14 protein-coding genes are annotated in these 18,726 nt (G+C 36.3%); 8 read left to right on the forward strand and 6 right to left on the reverse strand.

Features of this window, described 5'->3' with window-relative positions:
- Nucleotides 1-56 precede the first annotated feature (56 nt).
- Nucleotides 57-521: a hypothetical protein gene (locus BUA03_RS07645; RefSeq protein ID WP_066079729.1), complete on the reverse strand. Its 465-nt coding sequence runs from the start codon at nucleotides 519-521 to the stop codon at nucleotides 57-59.
- 456 nt (nucleotides 522-977) lie between these two features.
- On the opposite strand from BUA03_RS07645, the gene BUA03_RS07650 reads away from it, so the two are divergent.
- From BUA03_RS07650 to BUA03_RS07665, 4 genes are all read left to right on the forward strand, one after another.
- Nucleotides 978-2,792, forward strand: coding sequence for a hypothetical protein (locus BUA03_RS07650; protein WP_066079726.1), 1,815 nt, complete (start codon nucleotides 978-980; stop codon nucleotides 2,790-2,792).
- A 95-nt stretch (nucleotides 2,793-2,887) separates the two neighbouring features.
- Complete coding sequence (locus BUA03_RS07655; protein ID WP_245792576.1) at nucleotides 2,888-3,262, forward strand: hypothetical protein; 375 nt, start codon at nucleotides 2,888-2,890, stop codon at nucleotides 3,260-3,262.
- 133 nt (nucleotides 3,263-3,395) lie between these two features.
- Nucleotides 3,396-4,244 (forward strand): hypothetical protein, encoded by an 849-nt coding sequence (locus BUA03_RS07660; RefSeq protein ID WP_066079723.1) that lies wholly within the window; start codon nucleotides 3,396-3,398, stop codon nucleotides 4,242-4,244.
- 87 nt (nucleotides 4,245-4,331) lie between these two features.
- Nucleotides 4,332-6,329 carry a TonB-copper family protein gene (locus BUA03_RS07665; RefSeq protein ID WP_066079720.1) on the forward strand — a complete coding sequence of 666 codons (1,998 nt, stop codon included), beginning with the start codon at nucleotides 4,332-4,334 and terminating at the stop codon, nucleotides 6,327-6,329.
- Nucleotides 6,330-8,123: 1,794 nt separating this feature from the next.
- Here BUA03_RS07665 and BUA03_RS07670 read toward each other — a convergent pair.
- From BUA03_RS07670 to lysS, 4 genes are all read right to left on the reverse strand, one after another.
- Nucleotides 8,124-8,501 (reverse strand): amino acid--tRNA ligase-related protein, encoded by a 378-nt coding sequence (locus BUA03_RS07670; protein ID WP_394333627.1) that lies wholly within the window; start codon nucleotides 8,499-8,501, stop codon nucleotides 8,124-8,126.
- 18 nt (nucleotides 8,502-8,519) lie between these two features.
- On the reverse strand, nucleotides 8,520-8,885 hold the full coding sequence (locus BUA03_RS07675) for a DUF5615 family PIN-like protein (protein ID WP_066079713.1): 366 nt from the start codon (nucleotides 8,883-8,885) through the stop codon (nucleotides 8,520-8,522).
- Complete coding sequence (locus BUA03_RS07680; RefSeq protein WP_066079710.1) at nucleotides 8,885-9,115, reverse strand: DUF433 domain-containing protein; 231 nt, start codon at nucleotides 9,113-9,115, stop codon at nucleotides 8,885-8,887. Before BUA03_RS07680 ends, BUA03_RS07675 begins: the two co-directional genes overlap by 1 nt.
- Nucleotides 9,116-9,210: 95 nt before the next feature.
- On the reverse strand, nucleotides 9,211-10,920 hold the full coding sequence (lysS, locus tag BUA03_RS07685; protein ID WP_066079708.1) for a lysine--tRNA ligase: 1,710 nt from the start codon (nucleotides 10,918-10,920) through the stop codon (nucleotides 9,211-9,213).
- A 205-nt stretch (nucleotides 10,921-11,125) separates the two neighbouring features.
- On the opposite strand from lysS, the gene BUA03_RS07690 reads away from it, so the two are divergent.
- The 3 genes from BUA03_RS07690 to lipB all read left to right on the forward strand — a co-directional run bounded on the left by BUA03_RS07690 (nucleotide 11,126) and on the right by lipB (nucleotide 14,123).
- Nucleotides 11,126-11,857, forward strand: coding sequence for a hypothetical protein (locus BUA03_RS07690; protein ID WP_066079702.1), 732 nt, complete (start codon nucleotides 11,126-11,128; stop codon nucleotides 11,855-11,857).
- Between the two features lie 201 nt (nucleotides 11,858-12,058).
- The gene (locus BUA03_RS07695; protein WP_066079699.1) at nucleotides 12,059-13,210 is read left to right on the forward strand and encodes a glutathione-independent formaldehyde dehydrogenase; all 1,152 of its coding nucleotides are present in this window, start codon (nucleotides 12,059-12,061) and stop codon (nucleotides 13,208-13,210) included.
- A gap of 214 nt (nucleotides 13,211-13,424) precedes the next feature.
- Nucleotides 13,425-14,123 carry a lipoyl(octanoyl) transferase LipB gene (lipB, locus tag BUA03_RS07700; RefSeq protein ID WP_066080741.1) on the forward strand — a complete coding sequence of 233 codons (699 nt, stop codon included), beginning with the start codon at nucleotides 13,425-13,427 and terminating at the stop codon, nucleotides 14,121-14,123.
- A 522-nt stretch (nucleotides 14,124-14,645) separates the two neighbouring features.
- Here lipB and BUA03_RS07705 read toward each other — a convergent pair.
- Nucleotides 14,646-15,302: a ribonuclease HII gene (locus BUA03_RS07705; RefSeq protein WP_066079696.1), complete on the reverse strand. Its 657-nt coding sequence runs from the start codon at nucleotides 15,300-15,302 to the stop codon at nucleotides 14,646-14,648.
- Nucleotides 15,303-15,575: 273 nt separating this feature from the next.
- On the opposite strand from BUA03_RS07705, the gene BUA03_RS07710 reads away from it, so the two are divergent.
- Complete coding sequence (locus BUA03_RS07710) at nucleotides 15,576-18,710, forward strand: SusC/RagA family TonB-linked outer membrane protein (RefSeq protein WP_066079693.1); 3,135 nt, start codon at nucleotides 15,576-15,578, stop codon at nucleotides 18,708-18,710.
- Nucleotides 18,711-18,726 lie beyond the last annotated feature (16 nt).

Here is an 18,726-nt window from a genome sequence, read left to right on the forward strand (position 1 = left end):
AAAGACCCAATTTGGGTCTTTTTTTTGTTTAAAATGAAATAGTTCCTGTGAATTAATTATTTTTTGTCAACCCTATTTGCTGCTTTTCTGCCGTTATGTTGCGCCCTTCTTTGATTCATTCGGTAGTGCTTTTTTCCTTTCATTTCATCCCATTTTTTAAATTGGTCTTGCGAAAGAATTTTTTTCATTCTCTCTTTCATCACAATTTGGTCGTCTAACATTTGATTTCTTTTAGCAAATCGTTCTTCCGAAGTAAGTTGTTTTTTAGTCGCCTCTTTGGTGGCTTTTCTTTCGGCTATTCGAGCTTCTCTTGTAGTGCTTTGTTCAGCTATGATTTTGCTCATTTCTTTTTGCTGTGAAGCATTCAAATCTAATGCCAGTGTCATCTTTTTCAATTGCAGCTGATTTCTTTGCTCTGGAGTCATTTTTTCCATTGAAGTGCGCTCCATTCTTCCTTGTTTTTCTTGTGCAAAGCTGGTCATTCCGACAACTAATAATGCAACAATAAATAATTTTTTCATGTGTAGTGTTTTAAGTTTTATAGAGATAAGACACGGATGAAATTCAAAAGTTTAATCGTTAACAAAAGTTTATCGTTTGACTTCTTTCTTCGAAAATAACAAAAAAGAAAATGAATCACACGAATAGGAAGCACAACCAAATTCAAGAAGTGAATCTAGTCCAAAAGTGGTTCGCCAATTCTAAAAATTAGTTTGAAATAGGAGCCTACTTTTTTGGTGGGTGCATTCCATTGCGAACAGCCCATGGCAACTCTTCAAAAACCACCGCTGACTACTCAATAGGTACCGCAACCTCTTCTTTATAATCAGTGACAGCGCTGCAGGATGCAACTGCCTTTTACTAAGGTTTAAAATAGCTAAGGTATTTCAATAAAGTGAACTGCCGCATGATATTTATCAGTTTTTAAATGGTTTTGTTTCTCGAATTTTGTAGTTTATTTATTAAATCATTTTAGCATGAAAACACCGCAACCACTTCATACCTTTCATATTCCAGTTATGGGACTTGCCTATACAATTGATAGTCCGATACGCGTGGCTAAATATGGAATATCGTCCGTTATTTCAATTATGGATGATGATCTTATCGAAAAAATGAATGCTTTTTATAGCGAAAAATTTAATCTCCCTTATCAGGAAATTACCCAGAAAATACATGATTATCGTGCAGAACGCATTACTTCCTATTTGAACTTAGTTGATAAAATCGTAAAAGGTAAGTTCGAAAGTTTCAAAACGGAATTATCCGAAAGCAAATCAGCTTTGGAAAATTTCATCGCCATGCTGCCCAACAAATCAGCTATTAAAGCAGGATTGCAAAATTTTGTAGAGGATGGTTTAGCGTTCAAAGAAACCATTAAAAACTACCTGGAAGAACATCTTTGTCCAGGAGATATTGATGTTAATATCATGACTAAACTGGATAAGGATAACTTCATCAAAGACGAACAATTGCCAATTGCTTTTAATGACGCGCACGCCGCTCTTCGTGGTTTTGTGAATAGCACATTAGAATCTTCGGTTGTTTTATCAGCTGGGATGAATCCAAGATTATACAGCTATTTCGAAAGTTTTCCCGCTTTCTTTCCAGATTTGAATAATGCACTGAAAAAGAAAATTACGCTAAAAGTAAGCGATTTTCGATCGGCGATGATTCAAGGGAATTTTTTAGCCAAAAAAGGACTTTGGGTTTCTGAATATCGAATCGAATCTGGACTGAATTGTGGCGGACACGCTTTTGCCACCGAAGGCTATTTGTTAGGACCGATTCTAGAAGAATTCAAACAGAAAAAGGAACAGTTGATTCAATCTGCTCATGAATTGATGGTGAAAGCATTGGGTCAAAAAGAAATGCATGTCCCGCAGCAACCTTTGGATTTGAAGATTACTGTTCAAGGTGGGGTAGGAACTGCTGAAGAACACGATTTTCTATTGGATCATTATGATGTGGATTCTGTAGGTTGGGGTTCTCCGTTTTTACTGGTTCCTGAAGCCACTTCAGTTGATAAACACACGAGAGCATTACTGGCTGGAGCCAAAGAAGATGATTTGTATTTGAGTCCTATTTCTCCGTTGGGAATTCCTTTTAATACGTTGCGAGGAACGACCAATGAAAAATTGAAATTGAAACGAATTGAGGAAAGCAAAGCGGGAAGTTCGTGTCCAAAACGATTTTTGGCGTTAAGCAAAGAATACGATGCGAAAGGAATTTGTACGTCTTCCAAGAAATACCAAGACTTGAAACTGGAAGAATTACTACTTCAAAAAGATATTTTAACTGCTGAAGTTTTCGAAAAAAAGAAAAATAGCATTACGGAGAAAGCGTGCCTTTGTGTGGGTTTAGCTAATGCTTCTTATCTTGAAAATGACATTAAGATAAAAGGACAGGCGCAAGGCGTAATCATTTGCCCAGGACCCAATATGGCTTATTTTGATCAAGAAGTTTCACTTTCTAAAATGGTGCGGCATATTTACGGAAACACTTCTGTGTTGACGGTAACTGATCGACCCAACCTATTTGTGAAAGAGTTAAAAATGTATCTGGATTATCTGAAAAATGAAATTTCAGCGGTTACTGAAGAAATAACTTTGGGACAAATTAAAAAATGGAATTCGTTTAAAAATAATCTGCTCAGCGGAATTGAGTATTATGAAACGTTATTTTCCGCCCATTCTTTTTTCGAAAATACAAAACAGGAGATGCTAAATCAGTTTGATTCCTATAAAACGGAATTGACTAAAATTGAAATTCCCGAATTACATTTGGCTTAAAGCCAACAGCTATGTGTTTTAAATAGAACGCTCTTTTACACGATTATTCTATTTAAAACATTTTTTTACATTTTATGATTCTGTACCTTTGCACCGTGAAAAAAATAATATTCATAATTGTTCTCATTCTGCTCGTAAAACCCATTCTGCCGGTTTTAGAGTATGTTGTCAATTATGAATATATATCAAAAGTGCTTTGCATCAATAAGGACAAACCCAAGTTACAATGTAACGGTAAATGTCATTTGATGAAAGAATTGGCCAAAGCTTCTGATGCTGGAAAGCCGCTTTCTTCTGATAAAAAGGGAAATGCTCCACTGCTGGATGTCATCTTTTTTGAAGAAATTAAAACCTTCGAAACGATGCCATTTTGTATTGGTACCAAAGAAAAAATAAACCAAGGCTATTCTAATTTATATTTCTATCTGAAGAGCGACTCTGTTTTTCACCCACCCACTTTCATTTCTTAAATTTTTTAGGCACATAGTGTGCTTTTTTCTTCCGTTTTATGCAACGGATGCCATTCTGTTTGCTTTTTTTGGAAATAAATAGCCAAAAAACGGCATACAAATCAATACCTAATATTTAAAAAAAACTTAAGAAATGAAATTTCAATTAAAAAATATACTAGCTGTAATGGCTATCTCGATTGTATTATTCTCCTGTTCCTCAGATAGTGACACGCCGGTTGTTGATGAATTGGCAGAATTGACCAAATTCAAAGAAATCGCAAACTCCACCCATACAATCGAATTGTACGCTCACCGGGGAGCTTTAGAACAAGGTTATAATGAAATCAGTTTAAGAATTAAAGATAAAGCAAGCGGCGAATACATAAAAAATGCCACTATCACTTGGATACCACTGATGCACATGACTATGATGACGCATTCATGCCCAAAATCAGGAGTTGGGAAAATAACGGCTGATGGAACTTTATACCAAGGAACTATTGTTTTTCAAATGCCTCAAAACGCCACGGAATATTGGGATTTAAAAATAGATTATACGATTAATGGAACCGCTTATACGGTGACTTCAATAATTGATGTTCCGGCTTCTGCAAAACAAAGGGTGACTACTTTCACCGGTTCTGATAATGTAAAATATATTGTGGCTTATGTTGAACCACAGCTTCCAAAAGTGGCACTGAATGATATGACGGTGGGTGTTTACAAAATGGAATCGATGATGAGTTTTCCAGTAGTGAACAATTTTAAAGTTAAAATTGATCCAAGAATGCCAAGTATGGGGAATCATGGTTCGCCAAACAATGTTGATTTAACACAGTCTATTTCGGATAAATTATACCACGGAAAATTAGCATTGACGATGACTGGTTTATGGAAAATTAACTTACAGCTCGTAAACGCTTCTGATGTTGTTTTGAAAGGCGAATCCATTACGGATGTAGTTCCGGCAAGCAGTATTTATTTTGAGATAGAATTCTAATTCTATTTCATTTTCTCAACTAAAAAAGGCCAGTATAATTAAATGTAATGGCAACTATTGTATTGGCCTTTTTTTAATTTTTTTATCATGAAAAAGAAATTATACGGTTTTGTACTCTTATTTTTCACTTCGATACCTCTTTTTGCACAAGACCAAGTTACAGATACGGTCGTGCAAAAAATACTAAAAGAAGTGATTGTAATTGGGAAAAAAACGCAATTATACCAGCAGCAGACTAAGCCACTGGCTACAGTAGAGGAGTATTTGCAACAGTCAGGAAAAGTGGGAATGATTAAAAGAGGTGCTTATGCGTGGGAGCCCATCATTAATAGTATGACTACCGAAAGAACGTTGATAACCATAGACGGAATGCGTGTTTTTGGAGCCTGTACGGACAAAATGGACCCGATAACTTCCTATGTTGAGGTTTCCAATTTATCGGAAGCCACAATCACATCAGGACAGCAGGGTGGGAATCACGGGGCAGCCATTGGCGGATCTATTGATTTAAAAAGAAACCGCAGCGGATTTGTAAATTCTGGTTGGGATGTTTTAATACATTCTGGTTTTGAAAGCAATGGCAATCAAAAAATTGTGGGATCGGCGGTCAATTACGCAAACAATCGTTTTTATGTTGATACTGATTTCATGTATCGCGATGCCGAAAATTATACTGCAGGTAACAATCAAGAAGTTTTGTTTTCGCAGTTTAGAAAATTTAATATTTCTGCTACCTCCGGTTTTTCTTTTGATGAAAATAAAATGGTAGAAGCTTCCTTAATCTATGATAAGGCAACTGATGTGGGCTATCCGGCCCTTCCTATGGATGTTTCTTTGGCGGAAGCTTTAATCACTTCATTGAAATTTGAATATGTTCCAAAGTCTTCAAAAATTAAAAATTGGGAAACTAAAATTTATTACAACACCATCAAGCACAGAATGGATGATACTAAACGTCCTTTTGTGCCTATTCACATGGATATGCCGGGTTGGAGTGATACGTACGGATTCTATTCAAAAGCCACTGGAGTTTTTAAAAGCCATCATTTGATGGTCGATTTAAATTCGTTTTATAACCGTTCTGTTGCTGAAATGACGATGTATCCGAGCAATCCAAACGAAAGTTTGATGTTTATGTTTACTTGGCCAGATGTGCGAACACTTTATAATGCGTTGTTTCTAGAAGATACTATCCTGTTAAACAGTCAGTCCAGTTTGAGATTTTCAGCGAGTGTTGCGAATCATTTTAATACAGTTGCCAATGATTTAGGGCTGGAAAGTTTGCAAATTTTCTATCCTAATATGAAAAATAGCAAAAATAGAATTTTAAAAAGCATTTCGTCAAATTACACATACGCTAAAAATGGGTTTCAGTATGGATTTGGACTTGCTTATGGGGAGCGCGCTCCATCGGTTTCTGAGGGTTATGGGTTTTATTTATTCAATAGTTTTGATAGATACGATTATATTGGAAACCCAGAATTAAAAAACGAAAAAGCATCAGAAGCGAACGCTTTTATTGGTTTCAAAACCCAAAAATTAAGCACTAAACTCTCGTCTTCCTATTTTCATATTTCGAATTATATTGTTGGTAAACCTGCTGACAATATGATTCCGATGACTATTGGCGCAAGCGGAATAAAAACGTATACCGCACTGGATTATGCTACTATTGTTAATACTGATTTGAATATCGAATACCAATTTGACACGAACTTTAAATGGTTAGGTCAATTGGTTTACAGCTACGGACAAGATTATAAAAAAGAGAATTTACCTTTTATAAGTCCGCTGCGTTATTCCGCCGCGTTCCAGTATAACGTAAAAAAATTCTCCTCTGAAATGGCCGTTCAAGGAAATGCGGTTCACACGCAATACAGTCCTTTTTACGGAGAAGACAGAACGCCGGATTATGCTATTTTAAACGTCGCTTCGAGTTATTCCTTTCAGATGGATAATAGCAAATGGTATGTAAAAGCAGGCATAGAGAATGTGTTAGATGCCTATTATTCCACTTTTTCAGATTGGAACACTATTCCTCGAAAAGGAAGAAATTTCTTTTTGAATATTAGTTTTGGTTTATAGAAGCGAACAACGTTAGGGTTTGTAATTAGAAGTAAACTTCGATTTGGACTTTTTACATGCGCGCGATTTGGACTCAAAAAAGCAATACTTATAGTATTAATTGATTTGGTGTGCAATAAAATGCTGCCATCAATCAAAACCTGAGTGGTGGAAACGTAAAAGCCAACTACCGGTGGAGCATCAACTTAAATTATAGTTTGTAGCTAGAACTCGATTAATAATTTGGACCAAATTATTAATCGAGTTTAAGTTTTTGTGGAAACACGATACGCCACTTTTTAGCTCGTTTTTCCTTGATAAAACGGGCTGTGGAGTGCGCTAAATGCGGCTTTAAAAACCACTCGAACCGACGTGCGTAGCAGGCGTTTTAGTTTAACAAATAGTATTTAGTATTGTATACTTTTCCTTTCCTCTACGTCTCTTTCGTTTATCCCAAACTTGTTTCGGGAAGTGTTTTGGCTTTTATCGAATTTCGAGGACTAACCTCAAACCCGTAAATCCAAAAAAGTATCGAGAAGCGCTTAACGTGATAAAGTTCTCCTCAGTAGGTACTATTCGTGTCCTTGACGCCTCTTCGAGTGTTTTTGGCTTGTAATGGGTTTTTCATATTAAACTCAGACCTGTCAAGTCAAAAATGTATCGAGAAGTTCTTTTTGTAATCAGTTCTCGATACAATTTTTAAAGCAGTCCATTTAGTTTAAAAAGCGAGCTCGATTTTAGCTTTAAAAACCACTCGAACAGACGTGCGTAACAGGCGTTTTAGGTTAACAAATAGTATTTAGTATTGTATACTTTTCCTTTCCTCTACGTCTCTTCCGTTTATCCCAAACTTGTTTCGGGAAGTGTTTTTGGCTTGTAATGGATTTTTCATATTATCCTCAAACCCGTAAAGCCAAAAAAGTATCGAGAAGCGCTTAAAGTTATAAAGTTCTCCTCAGTACGTACTATTGCTGTCCTTGACGTCTCTTCGAGTGTTTTTGGCTTGTAATGGGTTTTTCATGGTAACCTCAAACCTGTCAAGCCAAAAATGTATCGAGAAGTTCTTTTCGTAATCAGTTCTCGATACAATTTTTAAAGCAGTCCATTTAGTTTAAAAAGCGAGCTCGATTTTAGCTTTAAAAACCACTCGAACAGACGTGCTTAACAGGCGTTTTAGTTTAACAAATAGTATTTTGTATTGTATACTTTTCCTTTCCTCTATGTCTCTTCAGTTTATCCCAAACTTGTTTCGGTAAGTGTTTTGGCTTGTTTAGAATTTAGCGTACTAACCTCAAACTCGTCAATCTAAAAAAGTATTGAGAAGCGCTTAACGTGATAAAGTTCTCCTCAGTAGGTACTATTCCTGTCCTTGACGTCTCTTCGAGTGTTTTTGGCTTGTAATGGATTTTTCATATTAAACTCAGACCTGTCAAGCCAAAAAAGTATCGAGAAGCGCTTAAAGTTATAAAGTTCTCCTCAGTACCTACTATTCCTGTCCTTAACGTCTCTTCGAGTGTTTTTGGCTTGTAATGGGTTTTTCATATTAACCTCAGACCTGTCAAGCCAAAAAAGTATCGAGAAGTTCTTTTCGTTATAGAGTTCTCGATACAATTTTTAAAGCAATCCATTTAGTTTAAAAAGCGAGCTCGACTTTAGCTTTAAAAACCACTCGAACAGACGTTCGTAAATAGCTAGGTAGAAGGAGTAGATAATTAGATTTTGCATCTTGTTTTTTCAAGTACATAAATAATATTTGAATTAAAAAAAAAGGAACTCCATTACGAAGTTCCTTTTAATATTCTATTATAAAATAAATTACTCTTTCAATCTACACGCTTTAGTATCACCATTTACGACAACTTCAGTCAATCCCAGAGAAGATAAGTTTTTCATGGCTTTATCCCATTTTTTACCGCTTAATCCAGAGGTCATTTTTAGTGCGCCAAACTCCATTTGGTTTTCATTGGTTTTCAACAGCGCAACAATCAGTTTCTCATCGTCTTCCAACTCGATTTGAACTTGTTTTTTCTCTTGTCGCATTTGTGGAAACAACAACACTTCTTGAATCGAAGCATTATTCGTAAGGAACATCACCAAAAGGTCTATTCCCATTCCTAATCCAGATGTCGTTGGAATTACGTATGGAACTACTGTAAACCATAAAGATTTAATAGTATCATTCGTTAAATAAATCTTAGGATTAACTGTAGGTTATGGATAACTCGTCACTCTAATGAAATGGCTATCAATTTCAATCATAAATAGATTATGGTTTTTATTGACTGTTTCAATTTCAGAGATATATTGGTCAAAAATTTCAATTAGTTGCGTGTTTGAAATATTGCCTAAGTTTATCTTTAATAGTTTTTTTGGAGATTTATTAATAAGAAATGAATTTTTAAAATCAAAATCTTTTGTGATGAGGAGGAAATCGTTTAAGTCTGAAAATTTTGCAATAGCATCATCAGTTGTTAACCATTTTTCAAGGATAGTATTGATGTGAATGCATTCAAATCCTTTATTACTGATATGTTTTGAAAGTTTTATTGGAATATGGACATCACATAGAAATTTCATTAACTTACTTCCTTTAGAATATCACCTGAGATTGATAATTTGGCATAATACAACGTAGCTAAAATATCTTCTTTCTCTAATTCAGGATGATCTTCTAGGATTTCACTAGTTTCCATGCCAGAACCTAACATATCTAATATTACTTCGACCGGCCATCGCATATTTCTCACGGTTGGCTTGCCATGGCAAACTTCAGGGTTGATTGTAATTCGTTTAAGTAAATTTTCCATCGCATTAATTTTATATCAAATATAATGAATTGTTAGATATAAAAAACGGAGCTTCAATTGAAGCTCCGTTTTTTATATCTTTAAATTAGTATAAATTACTCTTTCAATCGACACGCTTTAGTATCACCATTTACGACAACTTCAGTCAATCCCAGAGAAGATAAGTTTTTCATGGCTTTATCCCATTTTTTACCGCTTAAGCCAGAGGTCATTTTTAGTGCGCCAAAATCCATTTGGTTTTCATTGGTTTTCAACAGCGCAACAATCAGTTTCTCATCGTCTTCCAACTCAATTTGAACTTGTTTTTTCTCTTGTCGCATTTGAGGAAACAACAACACTTCTTGAATCGAAGCATTATTGGTCAAATACATAATCAAACGATCCATTCCTATTCCCATTCCAGACGTTGGAGGCATTCCGTATTCAAGCGCTCTCAAGAAATCTTCATCGATAATTCCGGTAGCCTCATCATCTCCTTTTTCAGCCAAACGCATTTGGTCTTCAAAACGGGCTCTTTGGTCAATTGGATCATTCAATTCTGAATACGCATTGGCCACTTCTTTACCACAAACCATCAATTCAAAACGTTCCGTCAATTCTGGATTGTCACGGTGTTGCTTACACAAGGGTGACATCTCTTTTGGATAATCCGTGATGTAAGTAGGTTGAATATAATTTCCTTCACATTTGGCACCAAAAATCTCATCGATCAATTTTCCTTTCCCCATTGTAGCATCCACGTCAATTCCCATGCCTCTTGCAGCATCAAAAAGTTCCGTTTCACTTTTTCCAGAGATATCAAAGCCAGTAAAATGTTTGATCGAATCTGTCATCGTAACCCGAGCATAAGGTGCTTTAAAGCTAATTTTGTGTTCTCCAAAGGTAACGTCACTCGTTCCGTTCACGGCAATGGCACAATATTCCAAAAGGTCTTCGGCAAATTTCATCATCCAGTTGTAGTCTTTGTAGGCTACATATATTTCCATAGCGGTGAATTCCGGGTTGTGCGTACGATCCATTCCCTCATTACGGAAATTTTTCGAAAACTCATAAACCCCTTCAAAACCACCAACAATCAATCTTTTTAAATACAATTCATTGGCAATACGCATGTATAATGGCATGTCAAGTGAGTTGTGGTGTGTGATAAAGGGACGCGCTGCAGCACCACCGGGAATCGGTTGTAACACTGGGGTTTCCACTTCGAGATAGCCTTTATCATTAAAGAACGTACGCATTGCATTAAACAATTTGGTTCTCTTGATAAACGTTTCTTTCACATGGTCGTTCACCGTTAAATCAACATAACGACGGCGGTATCTTTGTTCTGGATCTGCAAAAGCATCGTGCGTTTTGCCGTCCGCATCCGTTTTTACTACTGGAAGTGGTTTCAAGGCTTTCGCCAAAACCGTTAATCCATAAACATGAACGGAGATTTCGCCTACTTGCGTTTTAAAAACAGTCCCGCAAACCCCAATAAAATCACCAATATCCAATAACTTTTTGAAAACCACATTGTACATCGTTTTCTCTTCATCCGTCGAAATATCATCTCGCGATACATAGATTTGAATACGCCCTTCCGCATCTTTCAATTCCGCAAAGGAAGCTTTCCCCATGATGCGTTTTCCCATCAAACGACCGGCCAAAACCACCTCTTTACCGTCGTACTTCTCGAAATCAGCAAGGATTTCGCTAGAATAGGCGGTGGTAATAAATTCGGCTGCAGGATAAGGTTCAATGCCTAAATTGCGTAAATCGGTCAGTGCTTCTCTGCGTAATATTTCTTGTTCGGATAATGCCATTTTGTGCTGATTTTAAGAGCGCAAAGATACTGTATAAGTACCAAAGTAGCAAAGTGCTAAAGGTTTTTTGGAGCTATTTCCAGCTTTCCGTTACAATCTTTTTATTTTTAAAGAAAAAATAAAAAGGATTTTCACTCTAATCTGGGCTAGGAATTGTAGTTATTAATTTACATTTGGAAAAAATAACGATTCAAAATCATAAAAATTGAAAAATAAAATTTACGTCTTACTGCTTTTAGTAGTGTTTTTAACAAGCTGCCACGTCACAGAAACCCTTCATTTAAACGAAAATGGAACCGGTGCAATAGAAATTGTGAAATTTAGAGACGAACAAAGTTACATGCAAGTCATGGGTGAAAACTACGCTAAGGAAGAAATTTTTCGCGATACAACTTACATTTTCAAGGATTTAATAGCACAGCATGCAGAAACATTTTCCAGACTACCTGCCTTTGAAAAAGCTATTTTCGAAAAATTTAATACGGTGGAAGTACACAGCAAGAAAAGCTCTTTCGAGAAAGAATTTCGCACGACAATCCGTCAAAAGTTTACTAAAATAGAGGAAGTTGCCGACTTGTACAAAACCGAAGAGTATGCGGACGACATAGAAAATAATTATGCTTTGGTTGCCGAAGAGCATTATTACAGTGTGAATTTTACTTTTGATGGAAAAATTTTTAAAAGAATAGTCAAAATCACGGACGCTGTCGAACTAAAAAAACAACAAGATAAAATTTCAGAATTGAAAACTCAAGTAGCCAGTCTTAAAATTAACCAAACTTATGTTTTAAAATATCATTTTCCTCGAAAAATAAAATCGGTTTCAAATCAAAATGCAAAAATAAGTGAAGATAAAAAAGCATTGGAATTGCAATTTCTTATAACCGATTGTTTGGTAAATCCTGAGCGTACCAATCTAGAGGTTTTCTTAGAATAACTAACAGAACTGAGTGTTGTTTTTCAGAGCTGAATTGAGCTGCCAAAAATTAACAAATTTTTTAAATGTCTGAAAATTAAATATATGTAAAATTATCGCTAACTTTAAGTTCTTTAAAATTCATTTAAAATTGCATCCCTTATTCCAAGTTTAAACGGAGGTGATTTTAAGAAATAAGTAAACAATTTAAATAAAGATAGTATGAAAGCACTTGTTTATTTCGGTCCTCGAGACGTGAGGGTGGTACAAATGCCGGATGCCAAAATTGAGCAACCGACGGATGTATTGGTTAAAGTAACCACAACTAATATTTGTGGATCAGATCTTCACATGTACGAAGGGAGAACAGATATGGAATCTGGAAGAATTTTGGGTCACGAAAACATGGGTAAGGTGGTTGAAGTTGGTAAAGCTGTAACTCAGATAAAAGTAGGAGATATGGTTTGTCTTCCGTTTAACATTGGATGCGGTCATTGTCAAAATTGTGAACGAGGCTTAACTGGTTTTTGTCTCACAATGAATCCGGGAACTGCCGGTGCTGCTTATGGTTTTGCGGGAATGGGACCTTACAGCGGGGGTCAGGCTGAGTACCTGCGTGTACCTCATGGCGACTTTAATTGCCTAAAATTACCCGAAGACGCCATCGAGAAGGAAAATGATTATGTGATGTTATCGGATATTTTTCCTACTGGATATCATGCCACGGAATTGGCTGGTGTAAAGCCAGGAGACTCTGTGGTGATTTATGGCGCAGGTCCGGTTGGACTTATGGCAGCACATTCAGCGAGTATTAAAGGAGCCAGTAAGATTATGGTTGTTGACAATCATCCTGACCGATTGAAGCTTGCTGAAAAACTAGGGGCGATTCCTATTGATTTTTCAAAAGGGTCAGCAGTAGAGCAGGTTTTGGAACTTACCAAAGGAATAGGCGCCGATACAGGTTGCGAATGTGTAGGCTACCAATGTTGTGATAAACATGGTACTGAACATTCTAATATAACGATGAATGAACTCGTACAAGCAGTAAAAGCTACAGGTTCAATAGGGGTAGTGGGGGTTTTTGTTCCCAAGGACCCGAAATCAAAAGAAGATTTACAAAAAGAAGGGCACATGGATTTTGATTTTGGCCAATTCTGGATGAAAGGACAGCGAATAGCAACTGGACAGGCAAATGTAAAATCCTATGATCGTCAGCTTTGTACATTAATTTCTGCTGGTAAAGCTACACCATCATTAATTATTTCACATGAACTTTCACTGGACGAGGCTCCTAATGCATACAAACATTTTGATGCTCGTGATGAAGGATGGACAAAAGTAATACTGAAACCAGAGATGGTTAAAAGTAAATAAAAAACGTATAATTATAGGAGGTATTTAACACAAAGGGAAACGAAAGGTGCAGTACCCTGCTTTGTGAACCGAATTCAGTAATTAAATGGGGTGATGTAATGCTATGTAAATAGATTATATCATCCCTTTTTTTGCGTAGTCTAATTTCCAATATTCTACATTCATGTTTCAAACTTCGTATCTTTGCCGCGCTGAAACTTTGCAATTCATAAAAATGAACAAAATAATCCAACTTCAAGATTTAGGAAATAAAGATTACAAAGCGACTTGGGAATACCAGGAAGAACTGTTTAAGGGAATCGTCGATTTAAAAATTCGAAATCGCAGAGAAGAACTCGACTTAGCAACGCCCAATTATTTTTTGTTCGTAGAGCATCCACATGTCTACACCTTAGGAAAAAGCGGTGATTTATCTAATTTACTGTTGTCTGAAAAACAACTGGAGGCCAAAGGAGCGACATTCTACAAAATCAATCGTGGCGGTGATATTACCTATCACGGACCCGGGCAAATTGTAGGGTATCCTATTTTAGACTTGGAAAATTTTTTTACGGATATCCATAAATACCTGCGTTTTTTGGAGGAAGCCATTATTCTGACGTTGGCTGAATACGGAATACAATCGGGGAGGAGTGTTGGTGAAACAGGAGTTTGGCTGGGCGCTGGAACACCTTTTGCCAGAAAAATTTGTGCGCTCGGTGTTCGTGCTTCCCGTTGGGTGACCATGCATGGATTCGCCTTAAACGTAAATGCCGATTTGGGATATTTTGACAATATCATTCCTTGTGGCATTCGTGGAAAAGCCGTTACCGCATTAAACGTGGAACTTCGTGTTGAAAAAGTTAACGAAGAAGAAGTCAAAGCAAAAATACTGACGCATTTCACGGCGTTATTTGTTTGTGAATTTCAATAGCAAAAATCACTTGCGATAGCGCTTAAAAGTATTAATCCTGAGTTGCTTAACTAAAATAGAGGGCTATCTATAACTAGTATCTATATTATTTATATTATTTATTGCCACAGAGCGCATAGATTCAGACAGAGTAAAGAAAAGTGCATTAGATTTACGGGATAAATCCGTGAAAATCCTTTAAATCTAAAATCATTTCCCGTTTCCATATCTAGACCTAAATCTGCAATCAAAAATCGTTAATCAAAAATCAAAAATCAATTCCCTACCACTAATTTTTCATTTTAGTAGTCTTAAAGTAATTGGAAACACCAGCACTTTAAATCATTTTGTGATAGCTGCTTTTTTTGTTCGTACAGAATAGTATTTCTTCTGTTCGAACGTGGCTCTTAAATCCCAGATTGATAATTTATGAAATTTGCGAATTTGCGGTAAAAGTTGATTTTCAGATCCTGCAAACCGGTAGGTAGCTAATCCAATTCTTTGACCTTAAAGTCTTTAACGGTTTAGCTCCCCTTTTGCAAGTTATGGGATCAATCGAAACGTCAATCGGTGGTATTTTGTGACGCCGTATTTTCGAATCGCTTCCCGATGTTCTTTGGTGGGATAGCCTTTATTCTGTTTCCAATTGTACATGGGGAATTCATCATGAATCCGATTCATATATTCATCGCGGTGGGTTTTTGCTAAAACAGAAGCTGCGGCGATACTCGTAAATTTCGAGTCTCCCTTAACAATGCAGCTAAAGGGAATGTCGTTAAACGTATTACAATCATTTTCAGAAAATCGTTTGACCGTATTTTTGACCAGGACTTCGCCTGTGAAAAGTGATGGAGTTTGGGCTATCGAACTGTTTCCATCCACAATAATATAATTAGGTTGCGGATGCAGTTTCAAAATGGAGTGTTGCATCGCTTTTATAGACGCATTCAAGATATTGATTTGGTCTATTTCTAGCGGTTCGAGGTGCGTCACCGCATACGAAATACTTTCCTGCTCAATAATGGGACGCAATCTTTCTCTAACTTTTTCAGATAGTTTTTTACTGTCATTTAACAGGTCATTGACAAAATTAGCAGGCAAAATAACTGCTGCTGCGGTAACAGGTCCAGCGAGACAACCCCGACCGGCTTCATCGGTTCCGGTTTCTAAATTGGGTGCAGAAAAGAAGGGGCGTAGCATAGTTGTATTTTAATACAAAGAAAGTACTTTAAAATGTATGGGTTCAAAGTCCTCATCACAATTCCAGTTTGTGCAAAAAAAATCAAAATTAATCTTTATGCTAAAATCAAAATTTTAAAGCTTTAAATGAATATTACCTTCATTTTTAACAATTAATGCTATTATCATACGACAATAATTAATAATATTCATTAAAAAAATTAATGAATCACAGTAAAATATATTAACATTTTATTATCATTTTTGCAACATCACTAATTCAAATAATTTAATATGAGATTAAAATTCAAATGGGTTTTTTCGCTAGTATTAGCGTTATCTATGCAGTTTTCTTTTGCGCAAGAGCGAACTGTTTCGGGAGTTGTTTCAGATGCCTCTGGACCAGTCCCAGGAGCCAATGTAGTTGTTAAAGGGAGTAGAAACGGAGTTCAAACTGATTTTGATGGGAAGTACTCCATTAAAGCAAAAGTGGGCGATGTATTAGTTGCTTCTTTTGTGGGCATGCAAGACGTTGCCGTTAAAGTTGGGATTTCTAATACAGTTAACATTAAGTTACAAGATGGTAGCGTATTAGAAGAAGTAGTTGTCGTTGGATACGGTACTCAAAAAAGAAGAGATGTCAATGGTGCTATCGCTAAAATTGCGGGGGATAGAATCAAGGATATTCCAGTTCAAAGTTTTGATCAAGCACTTTCTGGAGCGGCATCAGGAGTTAATGTATCGCAGCCTAATGGTGTTTTGGGAAATCAGGCAGTAATTAGAATTAGAGGTGTTAACTCGATTACTTTGAGTTCGTATCCATTAATTGTAATTGATGGTGTTCCTTCATGGAATGGAGATAACTTAAATCAAAATCAAGCGGCGAATAATCCTTTAGCCAACATCAATCAAGCGGATATTGAAAGTATTGAGGTATTGAAAGATGCGTCTTCTGCGGCAATTTACGGTTCTCGTGCTGCTGCTGGTGTAATTTTAATAACGACTAAAAAAGGGAAAGCGGGTAAGTTTACGGTGAATTTTGATTCCTCAGTAAGTTTTACAAAACCATTTAACTTAATTGACGTATTAGATGCGCAGCAATTTACCGATATTAAGAATGAAGGATTAAGAAACGCAGGTATTCCAGCCAATGGAACTACTAGAGGTTTTTACACGATGAATGATGCTAACGGTAAACTAGTAGATACAAATTGGTATGATCTAATTTATAGAACAGGTGTTGCGACGAACCACAGTGTTAGTATTTCTGGTGGAAATGAGAATACAAAATATTTTCTTTCTGCAGGACAATTAGAGCAAGAAGGGATGTTTGTAAATAACGACTTTAGAAGACAAACCGGTCGTTTTACTTTAGATCAAAAAGTAACGAGCTGGTTGACTTTAGGGGGAACATTTAATTATACCAATTCAAGAAATAATGGAATCAGTACAGGTTCCGTTGCTGGGTCTACTTTCGATTCCTCTGGTGCAGCAAGGTTGGCTTTCGCTCAGGCGCCAAATGTGGGTCCATTTAATAATGATGGTACTTACAATTTAGCACCTACTCAAATCGGTCAAGGAAATAACTTGACGCCTCTTCAGTGGCCAAACGTTAAGTACATCTTAGATAACAATAAAATTTCGAATCAAAATGATCATTTTATTTCTAATTTTTACGTGGGACTTAAGTTAGCCAAAGGACTTAACTTTAAATCTTTATACGGAATCGATAACCTGCTAGTGGAGAATAAAGATTTCCTCGGGCCTTTGAATGGTAATGGACAGCAATTTATTGGTGTAGCCACTAACACGATGAACAGGTATTCTAGAAAGTCAATTCAGAATATTTTAGATTACAACGTTAGTTTGTCTGACAATCACAATCTAAGTGCTTTAGTTGGGTCTGAGCGACAATATTCAAAAATAGACGCATGGGGAGCATCAAGAAGAGGGGTTTCAGATCCATTTTTTAATGAATATCAGGGTGGATTTAACACTATTGTGGTTTCAGGAAACTTACTGACAGAAAATTATCTTGAGTCCTATTTTGGTCGTGTCAATTATGATTATAATAAAAAATATTTTGTTTCTTTAAATGCGAGACGCGATGGATATTCTGCTTTTGCTCCTGATAATAAATGGGGTAATTTCTGGGGAGGATCCTTAGGTTGGAATTTAACAGAAGAAAGCTTCTTTAAAAATATCGTAAGTTCTGATATTGTAAATCAATTGAAATTAAGAGCAAGTTATGGAGTTGTGGGTAACAATCAAGGATTAAATGATTTTGCTTCAAGTAGTTTTTATGACGCAGGTGTAAATGGTTCCAATACTACTCTATTTTACAATCGTGCTGGAAATGAGAAATTAAAATGGGAGACTAGTAATAAAACAGATTTAGGATTAAATTTTAGTTTATTTAATGATCGTATTTCTGGAGAATTGGGGTATTATAAAAATGATATTGATGGACTAATTTTGAGCGTGCCACAGGCAGCTTCTGCTGGAATTCCTGGGAATTCAATTTTGGCCAATGTGGGAAGTATGAGAAATACCGGTTATGAAGCGACCTTAAGTGGTAAAATATTGGATAAAGGGAATTTTAAATGGAACGCAAGTTTTAATATAACCAGTCAAAAAAATCTTGTCACCGCATTAGATGCAAATAATTCCGATATTATTGTAGCAACGCAATTAGAGAATACGAATATAATTAGAGTAGGACAATCGATTGGTAATTTTTATATTGTTCAAACAGGTGGCGTAAATCCGGCTAACGGGAGACGAATTTTCTTTCATGGAGATGGAACGGCAGTACAATACGATCATTCGGCTCCAGTTGCAACTCGATGGACTAAAGTGAGTGACGGCAGTGTAACACGCGCAGCGAATCAAGCTTTAGATGCTAAAGTGATGGGACCTGCTTTACCAACATTCTTTGGTGGTTTTAATAACACATTCGCCTACAAAGGATTTGATTTGAATATTTCGGTCTATTTTTCAGGAGGGAATTATGTATACAACGGAACACAAGCTGGACTTCGCGATCAAAGAGTTTGGAACAATAGTGTAGACGTTCTAAATCGTTGGCAAAATCCTGGCGATGTGACGGACATACCAAGAATAGTTTTTGGAGATAATGTATCTAATGGTTCATCGATGCCAATTTCTGCCAATTTAGAAAAAGGGGATTTCATGAAAGTAAGAAACATTGCACTTGGGTATAACCTGCCTAAAAGTTTCTTAGATAGGATGAAATTGACCAGTTTTAGATTTTATGTAAGTGCTCAAAACGCATTCACATTCACTAATTATTCAGGATTTGATCCCGAAATATCTAGTAATGGTAATGCAAATGGTTCACCAAGTGTAGACAGAAACTCTGCGCCTATGGCTAGAACATTTTCATTTGGTTTTAATTTAGGTTTATAATTTTAAAAATACACGT

It is taken from the genome of Flavobacterium fryxellicola, assembly GCF_900143245.1.
Lineage (GTDB): Bacteria > Bacteroidota > Bacteroidia > Flavobacteriales > Flavobacteriaceae > Flavobacterium > Flavobacterium fryxellicola.